Consider the following 20,330-nt stretch of genomic DNA (forward strand, 5'->3'; position numbering starts at 1 on the left):
CGGCGGCCGCGGGGGGGGGGGCGGCCCCCCCCCGGCGCGGGCGGGGGCGGGGGGGGCCGGGGGGGGGGGGGGGGGCCCCCCCACGAGGCTGGCTTCCTCTTCCTGGTTGCTCTGGCCTGCCTGCCACAAGGCATCGAAGCTGTCGTAACAGCGGCCCAGGTAGGCGCTGTACTGCAGGTCTCGCTCGAACGCGCCAGCCGCCTTGTCCCAGGCCTTGTCGAGATCCACGTCCTCATCCCCGATCGCGCTCGGCCCGTCGCAGTCGAGCCAGGCCATGGCGGTATTCAAGCAGACCGGCAGGGGCGACTGCATGCCCCGCCACCATGCAAGAAGCAGGCGCTCCAGCGCGGCCCGCGCCGCTTCCGCCGGCAGGGGCGCAAACGACGCCTTGCCCGAGGGAGTCAGCAGGCTGGTGGTCACAGGTTCACCGTCGAGCTGGGCCGCCAGATGCAACAGCCAGGGCCGGATGGCGTTGCGCCACTGGTACCTGCGGTTCTTGGTCAGGCCGCTGGTTTGCAGCAACACCTGACCACGACCGTCGTCGCCCTCGCGCAGCCCGACGATGCTGTCCTCCAGACTCAACAAGCCGCCGTCGGGCAACTGGACCTGGAGTTGGACCAGGAGCGGCCGCTCCAATGGGCGCGGCCATCGCGCGAGGGCGCACAGCCAAGACGCGTGAAGCTCGGGCAAGGTCTCGATGAGCCCGTCCCCCATCAGCTCGCCGAAGCTGCCCTCCAGGAGCCGGCCCTGGGCCTGGAAGCGCTGGATACCGGCGCGCAACCCTGCATCCAAGGCTTCCTCGGTCAAACCGGGCGCGAACGCCTGCGCCATCAGCTCGTCCTTGAGCTGCCAGGTGCCCAGCCCATCCAGCGCGAAGGTCTCGACATCCGCCAGACCCTCGGCGTCCTCCGGCGATGGGATACGCAGGCGCTCGTTGAAGAAGGCATCGACGGGGGACTTGAGGAAAGGCACGAGCGACTTGAAACCAATCGGCCCTTCCGGCATCCAGACCGAAAGGGCCTGTGACGGGCCTGGTTGAGTCGGCAGGTCGTGGACGCTGCGCCATTCGGCGGCATAGGTGAAGAGCTGCGGACGCTGCTCGGGCGTGAAGTAGTGGCGGCTGAAGGGTTGCAGCGGATGCTCCGTGGTCAGGGCGTCGAGCAAGGAGGCCCCCTCCTCTCCGGCCTGCCAGCCGGCGGCGATGTGATCCCGCAGCTGGCCGACGAGCACGGAAGGCGGACGCGGGCTGTTGTCGCGAATGCCGCGCCCCACCCAGCTGATCACCAGCCGCTCGCGCGCCGAGAGCAGGGCCTCCAGGAAGAGGTAGCGGTCGTCCTCGCGGCGCGAGCGGTCGCCGGGGCGGTAGTCGCCCGCCATGAGGTCGAAGTCGGGCGGACGGCGGCTGCGCGGGTAGTCGCCGTCGTTCATGCCGAGCAGCCAGACCTGGCGGAAGGGGATGGCGCGCATCGGCATTAGGGTCGCAAAGTTCACCGAACCGGCTAGGAAGCGTTGAGTGAGGGTCGGCTGGTCGAGCGCGGCGAGCAGCGCGTCCCGCAAGACGTCCAGCGGCAGGGCTTCGCCATCCAGCCCACCGCTGCGGCAATCCGCCACCCATTGCTCCAGCGCCTGCTCGACCTGGGCGATGGCCAAGCCGTCCGCGTCGCTCACTGCGCTGAAGCCGTCCGCCAGCAACTGCGAGACCAGCGCCGCCCAATCACCCGGCGTCCTGGGCGACTGCAGCGCCTGCCAATAGTGCTCGAGCATCTCCAGAAGCTGGACCAGCGGGCCGACCAAGGCGGCCTCCAGCCCGCCGATCTCGTCGTAGGGCTCGACGCCCCGCCAGGCCCCGGCACCGCCGGTCGCGAACCCGAGCAGCATGCGCCGCAGGCCGAAGCGCCAGGTGCACTGCTCCAGCCCGTCCGGGAGCCCGAGGGCGGCCCGCTGTTTGGCGTCCAGCCCCCAACGGATGTTGGCGCCGGAGATCCACCCGCGCAGCCGGGGCAGATCCGGCTCGCCGATGCCGAAGCGCTCGCGCAGGGCGGGGATGTCCAGCAGGTCGAGCAGCTCGCTGACCGCGAAGCGGGCGCGCGGCAGACCCAGCAGGGTCTCCAGTCCGATCAGCAGCGGGTTGCGCCGACGCTGGCCCTGGTCCGAGACATTGAAGGGGATATGGCGCGGATCCTCGGGGCCGAGCCGCCCAAAGACGGCTTGGATATGCGGGGCGTAGACGTCGATGTCCGGCACCATCACCAGGACATCGCGCGGCTGCAGCGGCCTTCCCTGCTTGGCCGACTGCGCGAAGGCATCCAGCAGCTGGTCGTGCAGGATCTCGACCTCGCGCTGCGGGCCATGGGCGACCAGAAAGGCGATGCTGCGGTCCTGAACGGGGTCGATGCGGGCGCCGAGCGCCTGACGCTCGTGCAGCGGGCGCAGTTCGAGGATGTCGTCCTGGAGCTGTTGCAGCAGGGTCTGGTCGCCGGGGGAGTCGAAGAGGTCGATCGACAGGTCTTGGGACTGGAAGTGACCCTCGTAGCGCTCGCGCTGATCGTGCTCGTCGAGCAGGCGGATGTAGTCGCGACCCTGCTTGCCCCAGGCCGCCAGCAGCGGGTGGCCGTGCAGGTGCCACTGGGTCTCGTCCAGCGCCTCCGGGACCTTGCGGTCCGCATGGCGGCGATAGCGCTGCCGAAACAGCTCGCGGCCCTCGATGATGTCGCCCCAGTAGTGCTGGCTGGGATTGAGGACGAAGAGCATGACTTGCGCATGGCTGGAGACCGCCTCCAGCACCTCCAGCATCTGGTGCGGGAGGGAGGAGATGCCGAAGACGATGACGCGGCGCGGAAGCTCGTAAGCCCCCTGCCCCGCCGCACCAGACTCCCCGCCGGCCAGCGTGCGCAGGAAGACCCGATGCACCTCCGCCCGACTGGCGCGATCGAGCTGGGCGGCGTCCGGCGCGGCCTCGGCGGCGACATCCGCCGTCAGGGTCCGCCACAGCAGCGGCTGCCAGCGCTGGGCATCCGGCACCGGATCGCGCTGCCCCTTGGGTCGAATGAGCACGTCCTCGCCAGACTGCCAGGCCTCCAGCCAATCGGCACGGTAGACCTGATACTGATCGAAGAGGTCGGCCAGCCGCGCGGCGAGCTGGTAGCGGCGCTTGGGCTCGTCATCGCCCGCCATGAATCCGCGCAGCGGCGCCAAACAGGCCTGGAGATCGGACGCTTGAGGGGAGAGATCACCCAAGAGCCGAAAGAGGCGCCAGGTCAGCGGCGCCTTGTCGAAGGGCGAGCTTTCCGGCAGGTCGCCGAGCACATCGCGATAGGCCTGCCAGATGAAGCGCGCCGGCAGCATGACCTGCATGGCGGCGGCGATCCCGCAGCCTCCGCCCAGGTCGTCGCCAGCCCAGTTCTCAGCCGCGGGGTTCTCACTGGGGTTCGCGGCCAGGGCCAGCTTGAGCCACTGCGCAATGCCGTTGCTCTGGACCAGGATCACCTCATCCTCCAGCGGCGCCAGCGGATAGCGCCGCATCCAGGTGACCATGAGGCTGCGCAGATCCTCCAGCCGATTGCCCTGGATGAGCATGAAGCCAGTGGGCCAATCCGCGGCCCGAGCGACCTGTCCAGTCTCCATGACGACCTCCAGCTTGATGACCTAGAGAAGGGCCTGCCGCGACAGGCCTCGGGGTATCAGTGTTCGAAACGAAAGCGGTTGAGGGCGGCCCGCCCGATGCTGTAGAGCCCGATGCCCAAGGCATCGGCCGCGAAATCCAGCAAGGAAAACTCCCGCAACGGCAGCTCGCGCTGCACCAGCTCGATCAGCATGCCATAGGCCAGCAGCCAGCCCCAGCGCGACAGCGCATAACGCCGGCCTGGCCAGCTCATGTCCGCCAGCCAAGCCATGACGAAGAAGGCGAGCAGATGGTTGCTCTTGTCGTAGGTGAAGAGCGGCGGCGTCTCGAGCGGCGCGAAGGCGAGATAGGCGACGGCGATCACGCAGACCGCGAGCGCGAGCTTGAAGACCGGACGGAGCGATTCGGCAGACATCATCCTGACGCGGAGACCATTGGAAAGCAGTGAAGATGACGCATTCTCACCGAATTGCCAGCCAGGATCATCATGCCGACCTGGCGGATGAGCAGCGTGCTGACCCACGCACTCAAACCTGACAGACGCCGCGCCCCGTCACAGGGTGCCGCCAAGAGGAAACCCAGACATGAAACAGGATCGCCCGACGACGGGATGCCAGCCCCCCTTGCGCGTGCTCTACGACGGCGGCTGTCCGCTCTGCCGGCGCGAGATCGCACTCTACCAGCGGCTGCAACCGCGCCGACCGCTGGAGTGGATCGACATCCACGCCGATCAGGGCGCCCCAGCGCGTTTCGGGATCTCGCTGGAGGAGGCCATGGCCCGCTTCCATGTGCTGGAAGGGACGCAGATCCGCACAGGCGCGGCGGCCTTTCTGCTGCTCTGGTCCGCAATGCCCGGCTGGCGCCATCTCGCCGGGATCGTCCGCGCCTTGCGGCTCCAGGGGCTGCTTGAACGCGGCTATGTCTGGTTTGCCCGGCGGCGCATTCGGCAAGGCTGCACGGAGGACAGCTGCGGCATCCCTCCCGCCGATGTCGAAGCCGGCAGCCAGTAGGATCCACAAAGTCCGCGCTCGGGCCTTGAGCTGCGATGATGGGCACGCCCATGCTACGGCTCTGGTGGGAGCGGCGCCTCGCCGCGATCGACCGGTCGCAGCGGCTCCAATCGCGCCGGGGCGGCGCTCCCGCGCATGGGCTGCGGCGCCAGCCCCAGCGCGTCCAGATAGACATCCGTGCTGGCCTCGATCTCGTAGCGCCGGGCCGCTTGCTTCAACTGCGCCGCCGGCAGGGGATCTTCCAGGGTCGCTGCCATCGCCGCGGCCAGCGCCACATCGTCGCCCACCGGAACCAAAGGGCCATAGCGGCCGCCCTCCAGGATCTCACTCGGACCGCTCGGGCAGTCCGTTGAGACGACCGGCGTGCCCACCGCCAAGGCCTCGATGAGCACGAACCCCAGCCCTTCCCAGCGCGAGGTGAAGGCGAAGAGATCCGCATGGGCCATGTAGGCGTAGGGATTGTCGACATAGCCCGGAAGCGCGACGTCCTCGGCCACCTCAAGCTCGCGCGCGAGCGCCAGCAGTCGCTCCCGCGCACCGCCTCGGCCAACGATCATCAGCCGACAGGGGCGCTCCGAGCGCAGTCGGGCAAAGGCGCGGATGAGGGTCTCGAAATCCTTGCGGCTGCACAGCTCTCCGGCGCTGAGGATGAGCGGCTTGTCGGCTTGTGCGAACCAGGGGTGGTCGGGGCGCGGCAGCTCCGCCTCCAGCAGGTCTTCGGGAATCACCGGCGGCGGCACGACGCGGATCCGCTCGCGTGCGAGTCCGGTGTAAGCCGCCAGGTCGTCCGCCACCCCTTGGCACGCCACGATCACCTGATCGGCGAAGGGATAGAGCCTCCCCATCGAATTGCGCTGCACCCAGCGCTCCAGCGCGCCCCGCGTCGCCAAGTCGATCGAGATGGTCGTGCCCGAGCGCAGCACCAGCCGCGTCGGCACGCGGGCCAAGGCGCGCGCGAAGAGGGCAACGCGGTTCACCCGGTCCTTGTCCGAGAGCATGGCAGCGGGCCGCGCGGATCGCAGATAGCGCGCGACCGCAGGCAGACAGGCCAGCGTGTGACGCGAGCCAAGATCGATGACCCGGACAGCCTCCGGGATCTCGGGCAGATTGGGGCCATGTCGGCGCACCTTGAGGAGATCCACCTGGTAGCCGCGCCGCGCCAAGGCGGGGATGAGATGCTTTGCCGCGCGGTCGACCCCGCTGTGCCCGGAGGTCGAGAAGAAGCAGGCGATACGATGGGGGTCGATCCCCATTGGATGAGGGCGTTCAGACACTGAGTTACTCGTGGAAGTCGATCTCGGCACGCTGCCAGGGCTCGTGCGTGCATGGGTCAAGGCATCCGCTGCCCGTTTTGTCGAGCGCGCCCCAGTCCGCATCCGCCGAACGACCTAAGATGCTCGCCGGAAACCTGTCCCAGGCACCGCCAGCCGAGAGACCTGCATGAAGCGCTATTCCCTGATCCTCACCGGCGAGATCCTGCCCAGCGCGCGGCGCCATGAAGCCGTCGCCGCACTGGCCGAACTCCTCAGGCTCTCGCTCCCGCAAGCGGACGCTGCACTGAACGGCAAGCCCAGGCCGCTCAAGGGCCTGCTGAGCCAGGAGCGCGCGCGGGAGGCTCAGAGCCGCTTCGAGCAGGCCGGTATCGGCTGCGAACTGCGCGAAGAGGCGGCCCAGTCGGTCGCGCCCAAGCCCGCCGCCGACGTCTTCAAATCGCCGCCGCAGCTGGACGTGGCGCCCGTCACCATGCGCTGTCCCAAATGCGACTTCGAGCAGCCGCCGGGTGATCGCTGCGTGAATTGCGGAATTGTATACGCCAAGCTGGAGCAGATGGAGCGTCGCGCAACACAAGCGCGGGCCGAGGCCGCCGCGATCCCCAAGCAAGACCGCTTCCCCTACCGACTGGTCAACCAGCTCCTGCTGCTGGTCTTCCTATCCAGTGTCGGGCTGGCCATCTGGAGCCATTGGCAGAAGGATCAGCTGCCGCCGCCGAGCCTCTATGACCTGACCGAACTCCAAGCGCCCAGGCAAGAGCCGACGGACGCCGAGCCCTTCCAGATCGAGGCCAACGACGTCATCTACACCATCGAGCCCCTCTTCGACTATGAGCTGGACGGCGTGGTGGTCAGCCTGCACGACAGCGACGCCTTCTGGGACATCTACCACTTCAAGGACTGGAAGGACTTCATCAACATCCGCGACCTCTGCGTCGTCTGGGGCGACAACGTCGCGATGGGCGTCTTCCGCGACATGCAGTACAAGAACACCACCTGGACCTGCTGGATCTCCACCAACGACCCTGTCGCCTACAAGGGTTTCGCCTGGGACCAGCTCAGCAATAACCACATGCTCTCGCACGACGAATACATCCAGAAGGCCATCAAGTCCGCCGAAATCGGCGACCAGATCCGCTTCCGCGGCAAGCTCGCACGCTACTCCCACGCCGGCGGCTTCCAGCGCGGCACCAGCACCACCCGCACCGACAGCGGCAATGGCGCCTGCGAGACCATCTACATCGAAGACTTCCAGATCACCCGCAAGTCCAACACCGGCTGGCGGCTAACCTATCGACTGTCGTCGGCCCTGGCCGTGCTGGCCTTCATTGGGCTCGCCGTCATCTTCTTCGTCGCGCCTTACCGGCATCGCGAGTAGGTCTGGCGTAGCGGCCTGCGCGGAAGGCTTCCGTCGGCGCACCGGCCATGGTCTCGCATTACCGACCGAGATTGCCCAAAATGAAGCACGTCTATCGAGTCGGAGACGCTGCAATGGGTGCCCAAGCGCAATCAGGATCGACGCCGCGGGACTACCTGGCGTGGGAGCGGCGGCAGGAGACACGCCACGAATACATCCGCGGCGAGATCTTTGAGATGACCGGCGCGAGCCGGGAGCACAATCTGATCTGCGGCAACCTCTTCGCCATGTTCCATGGCCAACTGCGCGGCCGGCCCTGCGAGGTCTACGTCAACGACATGCGGGTCAAGGTCACCGAAACCGGGATCTACGTCTACCCGGACATCGTCGCGCTCTGCGAGCCGCCGCGGTTCGAGGACAACAAGGTCGATACGCTGCTCAATCCCGGGCTGATCGTCGAGGTGCTATCCCAATCGACCGAGAGCGACGATCGGGGCGCGAAGTTCGCCCACTACCGCAACCTCCCCTCGCTGGCCCATTACCTGCTGGTCAGCCAGACCGAGTGCCGCGTCGAGCACTTCACCCGCCAGTCCGGCAACCGCTGGCTGTTGACCGAGTATCAAGCCCCGGACGACAGCATCCCCTTGACCGACATGGATTGCAGCCTGCGGCTCGCCGACATCTACGAGCGCCTGTCGCTTTCCGCTCAGCCGACCCCCGGCGAGGTCGCGGAAGGGACCACGGATCAGCCGAGATAGGCCGCCTTCCAACCGGCATAGCGCTCGACCAAGCCCTGTAGCGCCTCGGGCTCATAGTCGCGCAGCCCGCTCAGGATCAGCGTCTTGGAGCCCCGTCCGACCGGCTCGCCCTCGGCGCTGAGCGCGAAGCCCAAGCGCGCCTCCCCGCGTCGCCCCTTCACCTCCAGCGCGGTCGACTCCAGCGCCACCTCCAGCTCCGGGCAATCCAGCCGGTCGAGTTCGAACGACATCTGCTCATAGATCACCAACGGCCGGTCGGTATTGATCATCACGCCGTGTTGCTCCATCAGCGGCACCAGGATGTGCGGAAAATTCTGACCCGAGAAGGCGACGTAGCGACGCACCAGAGACTCGATCAACGCCGGATCTTTGCTGACGTCTCCGCTCGACTCGACCTCAAGGCAGGACTTGCCGTCCTCGGCCCCGACCGTCACGCCCGCGTCGCCCTCAGAAAAGGTCAGACCGGCATCCGCCCCCACCATCCCCGTGAAGCGAAAGGCCATCCGGCTCGCCACGCCGAACCTCGCTAGCACCAGCGCGAACAGCAGATCCCCAGGCACGCAGAAGCGCGGATTGGCTGCATCATGAATGGGATTGAAATCGCCCGCGACCTCCTTGGCGAAGGCACTGCCCTGCGCCGCAGAGACACGAACGGCACCACCTTCGGCCGCGTGAAAAGGATCGAGAAACATGGCTCATGGCTCCGAGGTATGGGAGGGAAGCCCGACGACCTGGCATCGGGGCGGGGAAAGACATCGACCGCGCGCGAAGTCCGGGCAGCTCAGCCTGCCCAGCCAAGGCATGGGTCAATGGAAACACCCGGATTCTAACCGCACCTGAAACCGAACGCGCCTGATCCCCCGGACACCAGATCACCCCAACGCCAAAAGCACCCGTTCTAGCGGCACAGTAGGAGCGGCGCCCCGCCGCGACCCCCGCTCGCGGCGAGGCGCCGCTCCCACCCACCGAGCGCCTGACCGAAGCTATCGCCAAGCCGCCCTTGGCGCCGAACCGCAACAGCTCATCACAAGGCTCTTTTGATCCCCTTTGGAACGGGTGGCCTCGATCATTCTTTGGTCCAGGCGCAAGACCGGTGGGAGCGGCGCCCCGCCGCGACGGTCGCGCGATCGCGGCGAGGCGCCGCTCCCACGTCGTCTTGCCTGAAGGATGCCCAATGTCGACTCAACCGACGGGGCGATCCGATGATCAACGCCGAACGGAGCGCTGATTCGAACGCTCGCAGAAATCATCTTTCTGACGGTAATCGCTGGGTCTTAATCCCCTTTAGAACGGGTCTCTGATGCGAACGGACCTGGGACGACGTCTACCTGGAGATGGAGGAGTCTTAATCCCCTTTAGAACGGGTCTCTGATTCGAACCTATCTCAGGGCTCGAAGGTGTCTACGCTTACAGCGTCTTAATCCCCTTTAGAACGGGTCTCTGATTCGAACGATGTCCAATGGTGTGTCCCAATGGGGCGCGATTAGTCTTAATCCCCTTTAGAACGGGTCTCTGATTCGAACCCCATGGGTCATCGGGTGCAGGCTGTCCAAGAAGTCTTAATCCCCTTTAGAACGGGTCTCTGATTCGAACAGCGACAGGGAAACAAGGGGGTAATCCTAGTAGTTTTAAACCGCGTTAGAACGGGTCTCTGATTCGAACCCAGATCCAGGCCCGATGGCTCCAGCTCCCGAGGTCTTAATCCCCTTTAGAACGGGTCTCTGATTCGAACAGCAGGAGGCCGCAACCGCCTCTGACATCATCGGTCTTAATCCCCTTTAGAACGGGTCTCTGATTCGAACTGCCACGTCGAAAAAAGCCTTTTCTGGTAGTGCTTTACAAGGGCACTCCCCAAGATTTTGTGGATCCGAAAACTTGACGTGCAGATGGTGCTCATACGTTGGTTTCTCGGCGGCGATCAGGCATCGCCTTGTCGGAGTTTAGCGGAATCAGGCTGGGTCGGACTAGGAACCTCCGCACAGGTACGGGTCAGGGTCGGGCAGCTCGCGTGCCAGTCACCAATTCTCAGCCGGGATACGCGGAGACATCTCCGGCGAGGAGAGTGTTCAGCGAGCCTTGGTCACATCCGGCCGGGGCTCGATCAGTGGGAGCGGCGCCCCGCGACGATCGGGCGTCGTCGCGGCGGGGCGCCGCTCCCACTGCGTCGGCGTGCCGGATTTAGAAATCGTCCATCAACAACTTCCCCCCTTTCGCAAAGGGGGGCTAGGGGGGATTTCGGGCGGCATCGCTCACATCGGGAAAGAGTTGATGGGCGCTTCCTTAGGATCAATACCCTTCGGCCTCAGGGGAACCGACGAGATCGAGGAAGGCCTGCTGCAGGTGACCTCCCTGGATGAGATCCAGCCCAATCGGCATGTGCTGTCTGCCGTAGCGGGTCACCTCGAGACGCTTCGGCAGGGGATAGACGCGGATGTCGTCATGGGTCGGATGGATGATGTCGTCCAGCCGACTCAGGAGGGCATCGATGACTCTGGGCGGACCTGGCACGAGGAAGACGGAATATTGGATCGGGATTCCCGCGGAACGCACGGTGCGGTGGACCTGCTGCAGACGCTTGGGGTCTGCGATGTCGTAGGCGAGCAAGAACAACTGCGTGGCGTTAATGGCCATGGCGGTGCCTCAGGTTTCGTGGATCAGCCAGCGGTGGAGACTTCCGGTGATTTCGCGTCCGCGTGCGGCGGCCTTGAGGGCGTGGGACTCGAAGAGCCAGATGACGTCGCGCTGGCTGGGCGGCATCACGGGCTGGCGTTTGCGCTTGGCGGCGAGATTGCGGCGCTTGAGCCAGCCGTGACGGGCGGGTTCGAGATACCAGTAGAAGATGTCGGTGAGTTCGGCGGCCAGGGGTGGCCGGCCGGCTTGGCCAAGCTCGGTGGTGCGGCCGAGTCCGAGGTCACGCAGGTGCTCTTCCATCCAGGTGTAGGCGAGCCCGCGAAGCCACTGGCGTGTCTGGCGCGCCGCGTCTTCCCCGGCGAAAGACTGGGTCTGCTGATTGATGCGCTCGCGGATCGAGGCGACGTCTGCCATCTGGGTGCCCAGTCGGAGCTTGCCGGCGGCCCAGCGCGCGGCCCGATGTCGGCTGGTCTGCATCCAGTGCTGAAGCATGCCGAGCGATTCCGGCCGCAGCAGGAAGGCGATGAGCCGGTTGCGCAGCTCGTCGCGCTCGCCAGGCCGCCCCAGCAGGCGCGCCATGACCTGCCCCTCGTCGTCCATGAAAATGACGGGGATGCCCTGGTCAGCGCAGGCCAAGAGCGCCTTCATCTCCCAGTCCACCCGCCGATTGGTGTGGATGCGCCCGATCCGCCGCAGCGGAAAGAGCTGGTCGGCATGCTCCAGCTTGGAGACACGCAGGGCGGGACCGTCCAATCCGACCCAGGTCTCTTCGCTGGGCGCGAGGTAGAGCGGACGCCCGTCCTCGGGGTCTGTTCGGGTGCTGCCGAGGGGGGCGGATAAGCTGGTTTGGCCTGACATCTGGCGTCACTCCTGTGGCTCTGGCTGAGTCCGAAAACCTTGCGGCGAGCGTGCGGGAAGGGGATCCGATGGCGCACGCACTTGGGTTTGAAGCAGGCACGGCGCCCGATCTATTCGATCTGACGGCGGCCGCCGTCCTCGGCAAATTGGGCCGCAAGCTTGCCGCTCCAGCGCCGCAGCAACCGTCGGCGCGGGCGGGCGAAGCGTTCGAAGGCGGCGAAGTAGCGCTGACGGGCGTTCTTGCCGAGCAAGCAGCCTTCGCCATCGCGCTTGAAGTCTTCGGCGCGCAGCAGGCGCTCGCGAAAGCACTCCCAGACCCATTGCTCGACGTGCGGGCGAAGCGGCTCGATGAGGTCCGAGGCCAGGGAGGCCCGCCCGAAATCCAGCTCGTGGAAGAAGCCGACCATGGGGTCCAAGCCGGCGGTTTGCAGGCTGCGAGCGGCATCGGCATGCAGCAGGCTGTAGCCAAGCGACAGGGCGGCGTTGACGGGGTCGCGCGGCGGCCGGCGGTTGCGGCCGGTGAAGTCCAGCTCGGGGGCAAAGACGTGCGTATAGCCGCGAAAGAATCCGGCCGCGGCGGCGCCTTCGACGCCGCGCACCTGATCGACCCCGAGGTCCGGTTCGGCGAGCAGACGCGCGAGCGCTTGGTCTTGCGCATCGACCGCCTTGGTGAGGGCGTGGCGCTGGTCCGGGCGGCGCGCGAGGGCGCCGCGCAGCAGGCGGCGCTGGCCGCGGATCTTGCCGATGACGATGCGTCTGGACCAGCGCTGACGGTAAGCCGGGTCGTCGTAGCGGCGGATCTGCCCGATGCGGCGGGCGGCCTCATTGTGCGTGGCGCCCAGGACGATGGCTTGGCTGCGGCCGAAACGGCCACCGAAGGCGATGACGGCGACGCCAGCGTCGGCAAGGCGTGCCAGCATGCCGCTGTCGAGCGCAACGCTGCTGCGCAAGACGATGCGCTCGAGCAGGTGGATGGGGACGCTGCCTTCGCGTCGGCCGTCGATGTAGACGGACAGCACGCGGCCCTCCAGTTTGAGGGCGGTCTCGCGGCGGTCGAGGTAGAGGCTGGTCATGATTATCCCACGTAGAACCAGGGTGGATCGGTCGGTTTGACGGCGCGCCCGCGCACCCGGATCTTGCCGCGCGGGTCGAGCCGGATGAGGACGAAGCGGTCTTCCTCAGCTTTCAGAATGCCTCTGACCTCGGCCAGCAAGCCGGCGCGCTCCGCCTCGGTGAGGAAGCACTCGAAGACCGACTTCTGGCGTCCGCTGGCGTAGCTCTTGAGCACGCGCAGGGCCTCGCGGAGGCGGGTGTCGCTGGAGATGTCGTAGGCCGCGATGTGGAGGTTGCGCTCTGTCATGGCGGCAGGTTAGCGGCCTTGGCGTGCTGGGGCTGGATTGACAAGCTTGTGGGGGTGGCCGCTTGGTGGGAGGGGAGTTCTGACGGAGACGGGGGCGCTTGGGTTCGTCGCGCCGGGGCGGCGCTCCCACAGGGGGGCGCTTGGGTTCGTCGCGCCGGGGCGGCGCTCCCACAGGAGGGGCTCTGGCGGGCTAGAGCCAGGCGGCGTCCCAGTGAGGGTAGTCGCCGATGCGCTCGACCAGGCCGGCGCGTTTGGGGTTGGCGACGATGTATCGGGCGATGGTGCGCAGGTCTTCTTCCTGCCGAAGCGCGTGGTCGTGATAGCCGGGCTGCCAGATGCGCCCGCCGATCCGATGGGCGGCGACGGACTTGGCGGCGCCGACGACGTCCTTGAGCGCGCCATCACGCAGGACGAACAGCCAATGCAGGTGGTCGGGCATGACGACGAAGGCAAGGGTCTGGCTACGTTGGAGCCGGTCAGAAAGCATCAGGGACTGGATCAGGGTGCGCGCGGGCTGAAGCGCTCCGAAGATGCGCTGCCGTCGCCAGGTGGTCGTGGTGATGTGGTAAGCACGGCCGGGTTCGGAGAAGCGGCCTTTGCGGAGGTCTTGGGAGTGGGGGTTGGGCGAGGGGCTGGCGTGGTAGTCGTCCATGGTGGGGTTCTTCTTTGCGGGGCGGCTTTGGGGATGGTTTTTAGGAGCGGTTGTGGGAGCGGCGCCCCCCCCCGACGGTTGGCGCTTGGGTTAGTCGCGCCGGGGCGGCGCGCCCACCGGCGGCGCTCTCACTCAACCGAGCCAGCTCGTCAGTGCCGAGTGCAGCTCGGGGAGCCGCGGGCCGGCACAGACTTGGATGCGGAGGTCACTGGCGCGCTGCATGACGGCGGCGGGAAGCCGCTGGTAGCTGACGAGCATGCCGCGCGCCTGGAGACCGCCGAGCAGGTCGACGAGGGTATCGAGCCGGTAGAGGGCTTCGGCACCTGGCCCTTGGGTGTCCCCATCATTCCAGCGGCGTGTTTTGCACTCGACCAGGTACATGCGGTTCTCGGCCAGACAGGCGACGTCGATCTCGTTACGCACTTCGGCGCCGCGCTGGTCGAGCCGATAGAGGTTGATGCTGCGCGCCAGGTCTTGGATGGGCTGACCGGCGGCGCGCAGACCGCGTAGCAGGGTGAAGACGTGCTCTTCCAGCCAGCCGCCGTTGAGGTAGAAACGGGCCGCTTCGTCCGGAAAGCTCAGGTGATCTCCGGTGCGGGTCAGGAGCCGCGCCTCGACGCAGTGGTCGACCAGCGTGGCAAACCAGCGGTCGCGCAGATGGCGCCGCTCCAGCGCCGGGGTACGCAGGGTCTGCTCGGCTTGCTGGGCGAGCCAGTTGAGGGTCGCAACCGGCTTGGCGAGACGGGCTTGATTGGCAACCAGCCATTCGCCAAGCGTCTGGCGCGCGGCGGGCACGGCGTCCGTCATCATGGACTGGACGCGCGAGCCGTGGGCCTGGAGGAAGGCCTCGATGCGTACCCGGTTGGCGATGTCCACCGGCTCGCGGCCGGGTGGATGCATCCAGATCAGGCGGTCATGCTCGGGATGGACGTAGAAGATGGGCAGCTCATAGGCGCGGAAGGCCTCATAGGCGGCGATACTCATGGGCTTGGTGCCGCCGGTGGCATTGAGGGCGATAGCGGCCTCGCGCTGGTCGTCGCGCCGGGGCGGCGCTCCCACGCGCAGCCGATCTTGTTCGGCTTCGAGCAGTTCCAGGACGCGGAGCTGGATGTGCGCGACATCCCAGGCGTCCTGGATCGGCCAGCGCTCGACGCCGATCCCGCGCGCCTTGAGCACGGCCTCCAGCCAATCGGCGCGCTGGCGCATGTCGGGTGAGACCAGCAGGATGACGCGCCGGGGCGCGATGCTGGGATCGAGCGCCGGGGTCAGATTCGGCGTGGCTTGGTTCGAGACGAGGTAGAGATGGGTGTGCTCTGGCATGGGTTTGGCGCAGGGTCAGGAGTGGGAATAGTGCAGGTGGGCGCGGCGCCCCGCCGCGACGGTTGGCGCTTGGGTTCGTCGCGCCGGAGCGGCGCTCCCACCTTTCATGATTGATGATTTCGCCAGAGTGGACGCTGCGGGAGCTGAGGGGCCAGGGTCTTGAGCCCAACCGCCTTACTTTGAGCGTCGAGGAGGGGAATCAGGGCCGATTGCACCCAGGCGCGGAAGGTCTCCCAGTCACCGCTGGCAATGGGTTGATCCCCATGGGCCAGGATGGAGTAGTTGCGGATCTTGAGCAGGTCGAGCAGATGGCTGCTCTCCGTCTCCCAGAAGGTGGCAACGTCGCCGCCCAGGTGATGCGCGGCAAGCGCCCAGGCATTGCGCAGACCGGCCTGGTACTTGCCGTCAGGGCCGGGACTGATGTTTAGACTCTCGGGGATCTGAGCCGGATCCAAGTTGGAGGTGTCGATCTCGTGCGTGCTCAGCAGCCACTGGGCGGTCCACTCCAGCAGCCGGTAGAGTCGGGCGACGGCGTCGTCGTAGCGGCACTGGTCGGCGCGCCGCTGGGCATTGAGCCAGAGATCCCAGAGTCGCGCGGGCCAGCGCTTGGCGTCACCCTCGGCTGTCATGACTTTAAGGGCGGCCAAGTAAGCGCCGCAGGCGCGGCCGAGACGGGGGCTGTAGACCTGAAGCTGCGCCAATGCGGCAGCGTGGTCGAAGCGGTCCCAGGCGTCGAATGCCTGGCTGAGGTCCTTGGCGATCTGCAGCTCGGCGCGCAGATTCGGGTCGCGCGGCTTGCGCAGGCGCGCGAGGCCATCCGCCGCCTCGCCATAGCCGAAACGCTGCCAGGCATCCAGAAGCGGCGTCATGGCGCGACGCAGCCGGATGCCCTCGGCGCTGACGGCCAGCGGACCCTCGCTGCCGTCGCGGACCCGCACCAGATCCGAGCGCGCGCCCGTGATCAGTTGCAGCTCCACGCCCTCGGCATCCAGGCTGGCCATGACCAGGGCGGCGGTCATGGTCTTGGTGCCGCCGGTGTAGTCGGCGATGCAGGCGGCCTCCGGGAAGCCTTTGCGCAGATCGGCAATGGCCTGCGTCATGATGGCAACGGCGTGATCGAGATCGTCCGAAGGTACCAATGTGTCCTCGTAGGCGTCCTCGGACAGTCCTAGATGCGTGGGGATGTTTGGGAGATATCGGGCATACGCGTCTCGGCCGATCTTCACGGGCGTCCCTTTCCCGCGAATCATGAGCTGAGAGCCGGGCTTTCCGGTCGCGGGGTCTTCACCCGTACAGAAGAAAAGCACGAAGGCGGGCTCGAGATCGCGGATAGCCGTCAGGATGGGCTCGGGTGAGCCGCCGACGGTGCAGATGAGAATCGGCTTGGGCATGGCTGTGCTCCATCACTGTTGAGCCGCCGAGGGTTGGCGGTCAGGGTCTCAGAAAGGCAGCTCGACGCGCGCTGGAAAGCCGGGTATCAACCGACTGTGCTCGATCACGCCGGACGGCTCGAAGAAGAGCATGTCTCCGCCTCCCTGGCAGAGCCAGAATTCGCTCGCGCCGCGTGCGAAGTAGAGCTGTTTCTTCTCGTCCATTTCGGCGCGGCTGTTCGATTCCGAGAGCACCTCGACAACGATCTCGGGCGCCTCCGGATAGGGGTTGGCGGTACCGTGACGGTGCAGGAAATCCCGGCTCGCCCAGGCCACGTCCGCAACCTTGACCCCGCCTGAGGTCGCAATACTGCATTCGATGACCGCGTAGCCGTCGCAGCCGAGCGTGCGCATCAAGCCCTGGATCTCGCTCTGAAGCCAGGAGTGACGGTTCGATGCCGGTGTCATCACGATATGCCCCCAACGGTCGGTCTCCAGCTTGAAAGGCAAGTCCTTGAGCGCCGGGTGAGAGCAGACTTCTTGCCAGTTCATGGGTGATCTCGCTTCCTGATTCCTGCGGGTGCGCCGTGCGCGCCGGTCCTCTTGAAAGTACAAGAGCGAAAGTGTAAGCGCCAGGCGCAAGCCTGCGCCGCGATCGCTGATGCGATGGCTGAAGCGCAGCCGGTCCGCCGATCCGAGCATGCGGCCGCGTCAGGGGTTGCCTTTCAGCCGCCGCAACGCCTCGCGGAGGATCCGCGCGTCCGCCTGATCCTTGGGCCGCACGCCTTGCTTGGTCTTCAAGAGCCCCTCGAGGTCCAGAACCGGCACAGGCTCCCGATCCAGGTCGAGCCAGACGATATGCTGCGCCAGCTCCTCGAAGCCGATCCCGGCGACCGATGGCAGCACGTCGACCGTGAAAACGTCGTTGATCCGGATCGCGTGCAGGTAGTCGCCTTCAAAGGGATCTTCCTCACCCGCGAGCGCCCGGCTCGCACCGTCCGGCAGATCGGCCAGGGCAGCGATCCAGCGGGCAGCGTTCTCTGGATCTGGCGCGACGGCGATATCGATGACCTCGGTCATACGCACGTAGCCATTGGCCGCCAAGGCATAGCCACCGACCAGCACATAGCGGACACCCTCCCGGTTGAGCAGACGAACGGTTTCGAGGACGTCTTCCCAGGTCGCCGGTCGCGTGTACTCGGCCGACTGATCGGCCGGGATCGGCGACGGCGCCCGCGACGGCTCAACGCCGAGCAGTCGCCGCAACCAGCTCAGCCTGCCACCTTTCCCAATCGGCATTGGCTTCCTCCTGTGTGCGGTAGCGGAACACGCCCTTGGGAACGCGAGTGCGGGTCTGGGCCATGGCCTCGCGCCAGGCGATCTCTTCCGGCGTCGGCGGGGCGACAACGCCGATGGGGCGCTGGGTGCGGCGGCCGATGGTGCGGCGGATGGTCATCCGGCTGAGCCTCCTGGGTGATTCGTCGCGACTCGGGTGCCGCATGCGTCAGCAGTTGCCTGGAAACCTCTGGGTTCCCGTGGCACCACTCCCAGCGTGGACGCGCATTCGTGGGGGCGCCGCCCCGGCGCGACGAACCCCGCGCCCCTCGTCGCGGCGAGGCGCCGCTCCCACGGCTGCCGCCCCTCGTCGCGGCGAGGCGCCGCTCCCACCGACTGTCGTGCGCCAGGTTTGCTCACAAGCAACTTTTCAGCACTCATGCGCCGGACTTCGCTCTGATGCGATTGACCAGCTCTTGGCGTTCCCGCTTCTTCTTGGAAGCCGGCCAGCCGATGAAGCCGTAGATCTCGAGCGCGAGGTCGGCCAGCTCGACGCAGTCCTGACCTTGCCAGCCCGCTTCCGCTTCCTTGAGCGCCTCTGCTAAACAACCCGCCAGCTCGCCGCCCTTGTCCTTGCGATTGGCGGCGCGGTCGCGCGCGAACAGTTCGCGCAGGGACTCGAGCTTGCGTGCCTCATCCGTCATCTGGGCCAGTCGCTCGGCGCGTTCCGCTTCCGCACGCTCGGCATCCAGTCGCTCCTGTTCCGCCTTGGCGGCGCGGGCGCGGGCGGCTGCCAGATCGGCGACCAGGCCCTCGCGGCGCGCGGCGACATCGGCGCGCCAGGCGTCGAAGTCGTCAATGGGTTGCGGGAAGGTGATGGTCGCTGGCTCCTCGTCCGCGCCATGGATCTCCAGCAGCAGCCAACCGAACGGCAGGAGGCCGCGCTGTGCCAGGCGCTCGTCGGCGGCGAGCCAGAGGGTCTTGGCATGGTTGAGGTATTCCGGCTTCTCGCCTTTGCCTTTCATGATCTTGATGTCCCGGACTCCATTCAGCGTGACGGATTCCGCCCCGCTGTGTCGGCCGACTCGGAGCAGGAAGGCGCGGTTCTCGAACAGCGTTTGGGACAGCGGGCCACTGAGCAGGGTGCCGATCGCGTCCTCCCATTGGTCGTCGAGAAAGCCGCGCTCGCGCAAGCGCTTGCGCTCGCGTTCGAGGGCGGGGAGGTAGAAGCGATTGCAGGCGGCGGCGATGCTCTGCGCATCGAAGCGCAGGTTGGCGTCCGGCCAGTGATTCGACGCGACCCCGCCGGTTGCCTGGATGGATAGCTGGGCGCGGAAGCCGCGCGCTTGCAGCGGCGACAGACATTCCAGCAGTTGGTAGAGGCCGCGCTGCTCGGCCTGAGAGTCGACCAGCTTGCCGCCGACCCGCACCTCAGTCTTCTTGCGGTTCACGGCGAAACGGACCTGGGTGACGGTGGCCTCCGGGTCGTTCGCCATGGCGTCGCTGATTCGGATCAGACGCATCGGATCCAGCTCGAATTTGCCGGGCCGATACTGAAAGAGGCGCTGCTGGAGCTTCAGGTTGGCACCGCGGTCGCCCTTGAGGCCGGGCGGCAGAGCGCGGCCGTCGTTCTCACGGTCCAGCAAGGCAGTACGAATGGCGCCCTTGATACCGCTCCCCGGCAGAATGGGCGCGCCCGAGCAGGGGTTGAATGCCGTTCGCTCGATCTCGAGCCGGTTCTGGACCTCCCGCCCGCGCTCCTCGCGCTGAACGACCTTGCCGACGCGCTCCTTATAGAACGCCTCAACGCTGGGATTGACCCGCACGCAGCGCCGCGAGACGGCGATCAAGCGCTCGCGGTTGCCGTGAAAGAAGGTCTGCACCTGACGCAGCATGTCCTGCGTCGGCCGGCCTTCGAGGATCCGGCCGAGCTTGGCCCGCTCCTGATCCGGGAGGGCCTGGAGCGCGGCGATGCCATCGAATTCGTGGAGGGCGCCGTCGTCGATGACATAGCCGGTGGGCTCATAGTCCTGCCCGCTGCCGAGATGGACCGGCGACAGCGGCGTGATGCTGAGGCCCCAGTGACGATCGATGCTCATGCGGCGACCTCCCTGACGGCGGTGAGGTGAAGGCCGATCCAGGGCGTGTAGGCCTGTTGGACCGTGCCTTCGTAGCCTTGCGCCCGGCTGAGACTGGCGTCGCCGCCGAGCCCCTGGCCGATGAAGGGCTGCTCCGGAAGACGATCTGGCGACAGGACGGCGCCCGTCTGAGCGAGCAGGACCGGGGCCTTGAAAGGGCGGCCTGTGTGGACGGCCTGGTCCCCATGGCGACCGAAGCGGGTGAAGACGTCGTAATGGCTGACATCGGCGCGGAAGCCGAGACCTTGGGGCGCGACGGGCGCGAGCGTGAAACAGGCATTGGCGTCGGACTGCAGCGGCAATGGCCGCGGCTCGGGCTCGCCGACCAGCTCGAACTTGCCCAGCCCGATGCTGGCGTCGCGGCCATAGCCGATGCGACCCATGTCCTCGATCAACTGACGGGCCTCGGCGAGGGTCAGGCGTGTCTGGTCGATGAGCAGATAGAGATCGAGCAGCAGATGCGGGGCGAACCAGAGCTGTTCCTGGGTGTAGGGCGCGAAGGCCGCGCCGCCGGTGGTCCCGGTCAGGCGATCGATGCTGTTGTGCGGCTGGGCGTGGGTCTCGGTGAGCGAATGTGCGCTATCAGCCGTGTCGGACAGGCTCGCGATCAGGTCGCGGTCGGAACGGCAGTGCAGAACTCCTGACTTGGCGCCAAATTCAATGCGACTGGATCGCCTCAAACACGAGGCGCAGCTCGGTACCGGGGTA

The 20,330-nt window shown here is 66.8% G+C and carries 19 protein-coding genes; 3 read left to right on the forward strand and 16 right to left on the reverse strand.

Annotated features, from left to right (window positions below; all coding sequences use genetic code 11):
- The coding region (gene recC, locus G3480_RS19290; protein WP_164655519.1) for an exodeoxyribonuclease V subunit gamma at nucleotides 1–3,624 on the reverse strand (3,624 nt) is incomplete at its 3' end.
- A 56-nt stretch (nucleotides 3,625–3,680) separates the two neighbouring features.
- Nucleotides 3,681–4,037 (reverse strand): VanZ family protein, encoded by a 357-nt coding sequence (locus tag G3480_RS19295; protein WP_164655520.1) that lies wholly within the window; start codon nucleotides 4,035–4,037, stop codon nucleotides 3,681–3,683.
- 169 nt (nucleotides 4,038–4,206) lie between these two features.
- On the opposite strand from G3480_RS19295, the gene G3480_RS19300 reads away from it, so the two are divergent.
- The gene (locus G3480_RS19300; protein WP_164655521.1) at nucleotides 4,207–4,632 is read left to right on the forward strand and encodes a thiol-disulfide oxidoreductase DCC family protein; all 426 of its coding nucleotides are present in this window, start codon (nucleotides 4,207–4,209) and stop codon (nucleotides 4,630–4,632) included.
- Nucleotides 4,633–4,685: 53 nt separating this feature from the next.
- On the opposite strand, the gene G3480_RS19305 is transcribed toward G3480_RS19300, so the two are convergent.
- On the reverse strand, nucleotides 4,686–5,885 hold the full coding sequence (locus G3480_RS19305; protein WP_164655537.1) for a glycosyltransferase: 1,200 nt from the start codon (nucleotides 5,883–5,885) through the stop codon (nucleotides 4,686–4,688).
- A gap of 187 nt (nucleotides 5,886–6,072) precedes the next feature.
- On the opposite strand from G3480_RS19305, the gene G3480_RS19310 reads away from it, so the two are divergent.
- Nucleotides 6,073–7,281, forward strand: a complete 1,209-nt coding sequence (locus tag G3480_RS19310) for a hypothetical protein (RefSeq protein WP_164655522.1) — start codon at nucleotides 6,073–6,075, stop codon at nucleotides 7,279–7,281.
- 113 nt (nucleotides 7,282–7,394) lie between these two features.
- Nucleotides 7,395–8,018, forward strand: coding sequence for a Uma2 family endonuclease (locus G3480_RS19315; protein ID WP_164655523.1), 624 nt, complete (start codon nucleotides 7,395–7,397; stop codon nucleotides 8,016–8,018).
- On the opposite strand, the gene G3480_RS19320 is transcribed toward G3480_RS19315, so the two are convergent.
- From G3480_RS19320 to csm4, 13 genes are all read right to left on the reverse strand, one after another.
- Nucleotides 8,006–8,710 (reverse strand): DUF3581 family protein, encoded by a 705-nt coding sequence (locus G3480_RS19320; RefSeq protein WP_164655524.1) that lies wholly within the window; start codon nucleotides 8,708–8,710, stop codon nucleotides 8,006–8,008. The two genes, G3480_RS19315 and G3480_RS19320, sit on opposite strands and share 13 nt — an antisense overlap.
- A gap of 1,594 nt (nucleotides 8,711–10,304) precedes the next feature.
- Nucleotides 10,305–10,649, reverse strand: coding sequence for a CRISPR-associated endonuclease Cas2 (cas2, locus tag G3480_RS19325; RefSeq protein WP_164655525.1), 345 nt, complete (start codon nucleotides 10,647–10,649; stop codon nucleotides 10,305–10,307).
- A gap of 9 nt (nucleotides 10,650–10,658) precedes the next feature.
- Nucleotides 10,659–11,507: a CRISPR-associated endonuclease Cas1 gene (locus G3480_RS19330; protein ID WP_164655526.1), complete on the reverse strand. Its 849-nt coding sequence runs from the start codon at nucleotides 11,505–11,507 to the stop codon at nucleotides 10,659–10,661.
- 110 nt (nucleotides 11,508–11,617) lie between these two features.
- A complete protein-coding gene (gene cas1, locus G3480_RS19335; protein ID WP_164655527.1) occupies nucleotides 11,618–12,580 on the reverse strand; it encodes a CRISPR-associated endonuclease Cas1 in 963 nt (320 codons plus the stop codon).
- Between the two features lie 2 nt (nucleotides 12,581–12,582).
- Nucleotides 12,583–12,867 carry a CRISPR-associated endonuclease Cas2 gene (gene cas2, locus G3480_RS19340; RefSeq protein WP_164655528.1) on the reverse strand — a complete coding sequence of 95 codons (285 nt, stop codon included), beginning with the start codon at nucleotides 12,865–12,867 and terminating at the stop codon, nucleotides 12,583–12,585.
- 190 nt (nucleotides 12,868–13,057) lie between these two features.
- Entirely contained in the window at nucleotides 13,058–13,519 is a 462-nt protein-coding gene (locus G3480_RS19345; RefSeq protein ID WP_164655529.1) for an REP-associated tyrosine transposase, read from the reverse strand.
- A gap of 132 nt (nucleotides 13,520–13,651) precedes the next feature.
- The gene (locus G3480_RS19350) at nucleotides 13,652–14,839 is read right to left on the reverse strand and encodes a Card1-like endonuclease domain-containing protein (protein ID WP_164655530.1); all 1,188 of its coding nucleotides are present in this window, start codon (nucleotides 14,837–14,839) and stop codon (nucleotides 13,652–13,654) included.
- Between the two features lie 104 nt (nucleotides 14,840–14,943).
- Nucleotides 14,944–16,230, reverse strand: coding sequence for a TIGR02710 family CRISPR-associated CARF protein (locus G3480_RS19355; protein WP_164655531.1), 1,287 nt, complete (start codon nucleotides 16,228–16,230; stop codon nucleotides 14,944–14,946).
- Nucleotides 16,231–16,278: 48 nt separating this feature from the next.
- Entirely contained in the window at nucleotides 16,279–16,761 is a 483-nt protein-coding gene (locus G3480_RS19360; protein WP_164655532.1) for a Uma2 family endonuclease, read from the reverse strand.
- Nucleotides 16,762–16,920: 159 nt separating this feature from the next.
- Entirely contained in the window at nucleotides 16,921–17,508 is a 588-nt protein-coding gene (locus G3480_RS19365; protein WP_164655533.1) for a hypothetical protein, read from the reverse strand.
- Complete coding sequence (locus G3480_RS19370) at nucleotides 17,453–17,665, reverse strand: hypothetical protein (RefSeq protein WP_164655534.1); 213 nt, start codon at nucleotides 17,663–17,665, stop codon at nucleotides 17,453–17,455. Before G3480_RS19370 ends, G3480_RS19365 begins: the two co-directional genes overlap by 56 nt.
- Before the next feature lie 256 nt (nucleotides 17,666–17,921).
- A complete protein-coding gene (locus tag G3480_RS19375) occupies nucleotides 17,922–19,583 on the reverse strand; it encodes an RAMP superfamily CRISPR-associated protein (protein ID WP_164655535.1) in 1,662 nt (553 codons plus the stop codon).
- Nucleotides 19,580–20,330, reverse strand: a 751-nt coding sequence (gene csm4 / locus G3480_RS19380) for a type III-A CRISPR-associated RAMP protein Csm4 (RefSeq protein WP_420824630.1), incomplete at its 5' end; no start/stop codon positions are given. The genes csm4 and G3480_RS19375, both read right to left, overlap by 4 nt.

This window comes from Thiorhodococcus mannitoliphagus (assembly GCF_010915725.1).
Taxonomy (GTDB): Bacteria; Pseudomonadota; Gammaproteobacteria; order Chromatiales; family Chromatiaceae; genus Thiorhodococcus; species Thiorhodococcus mannitoliphagus.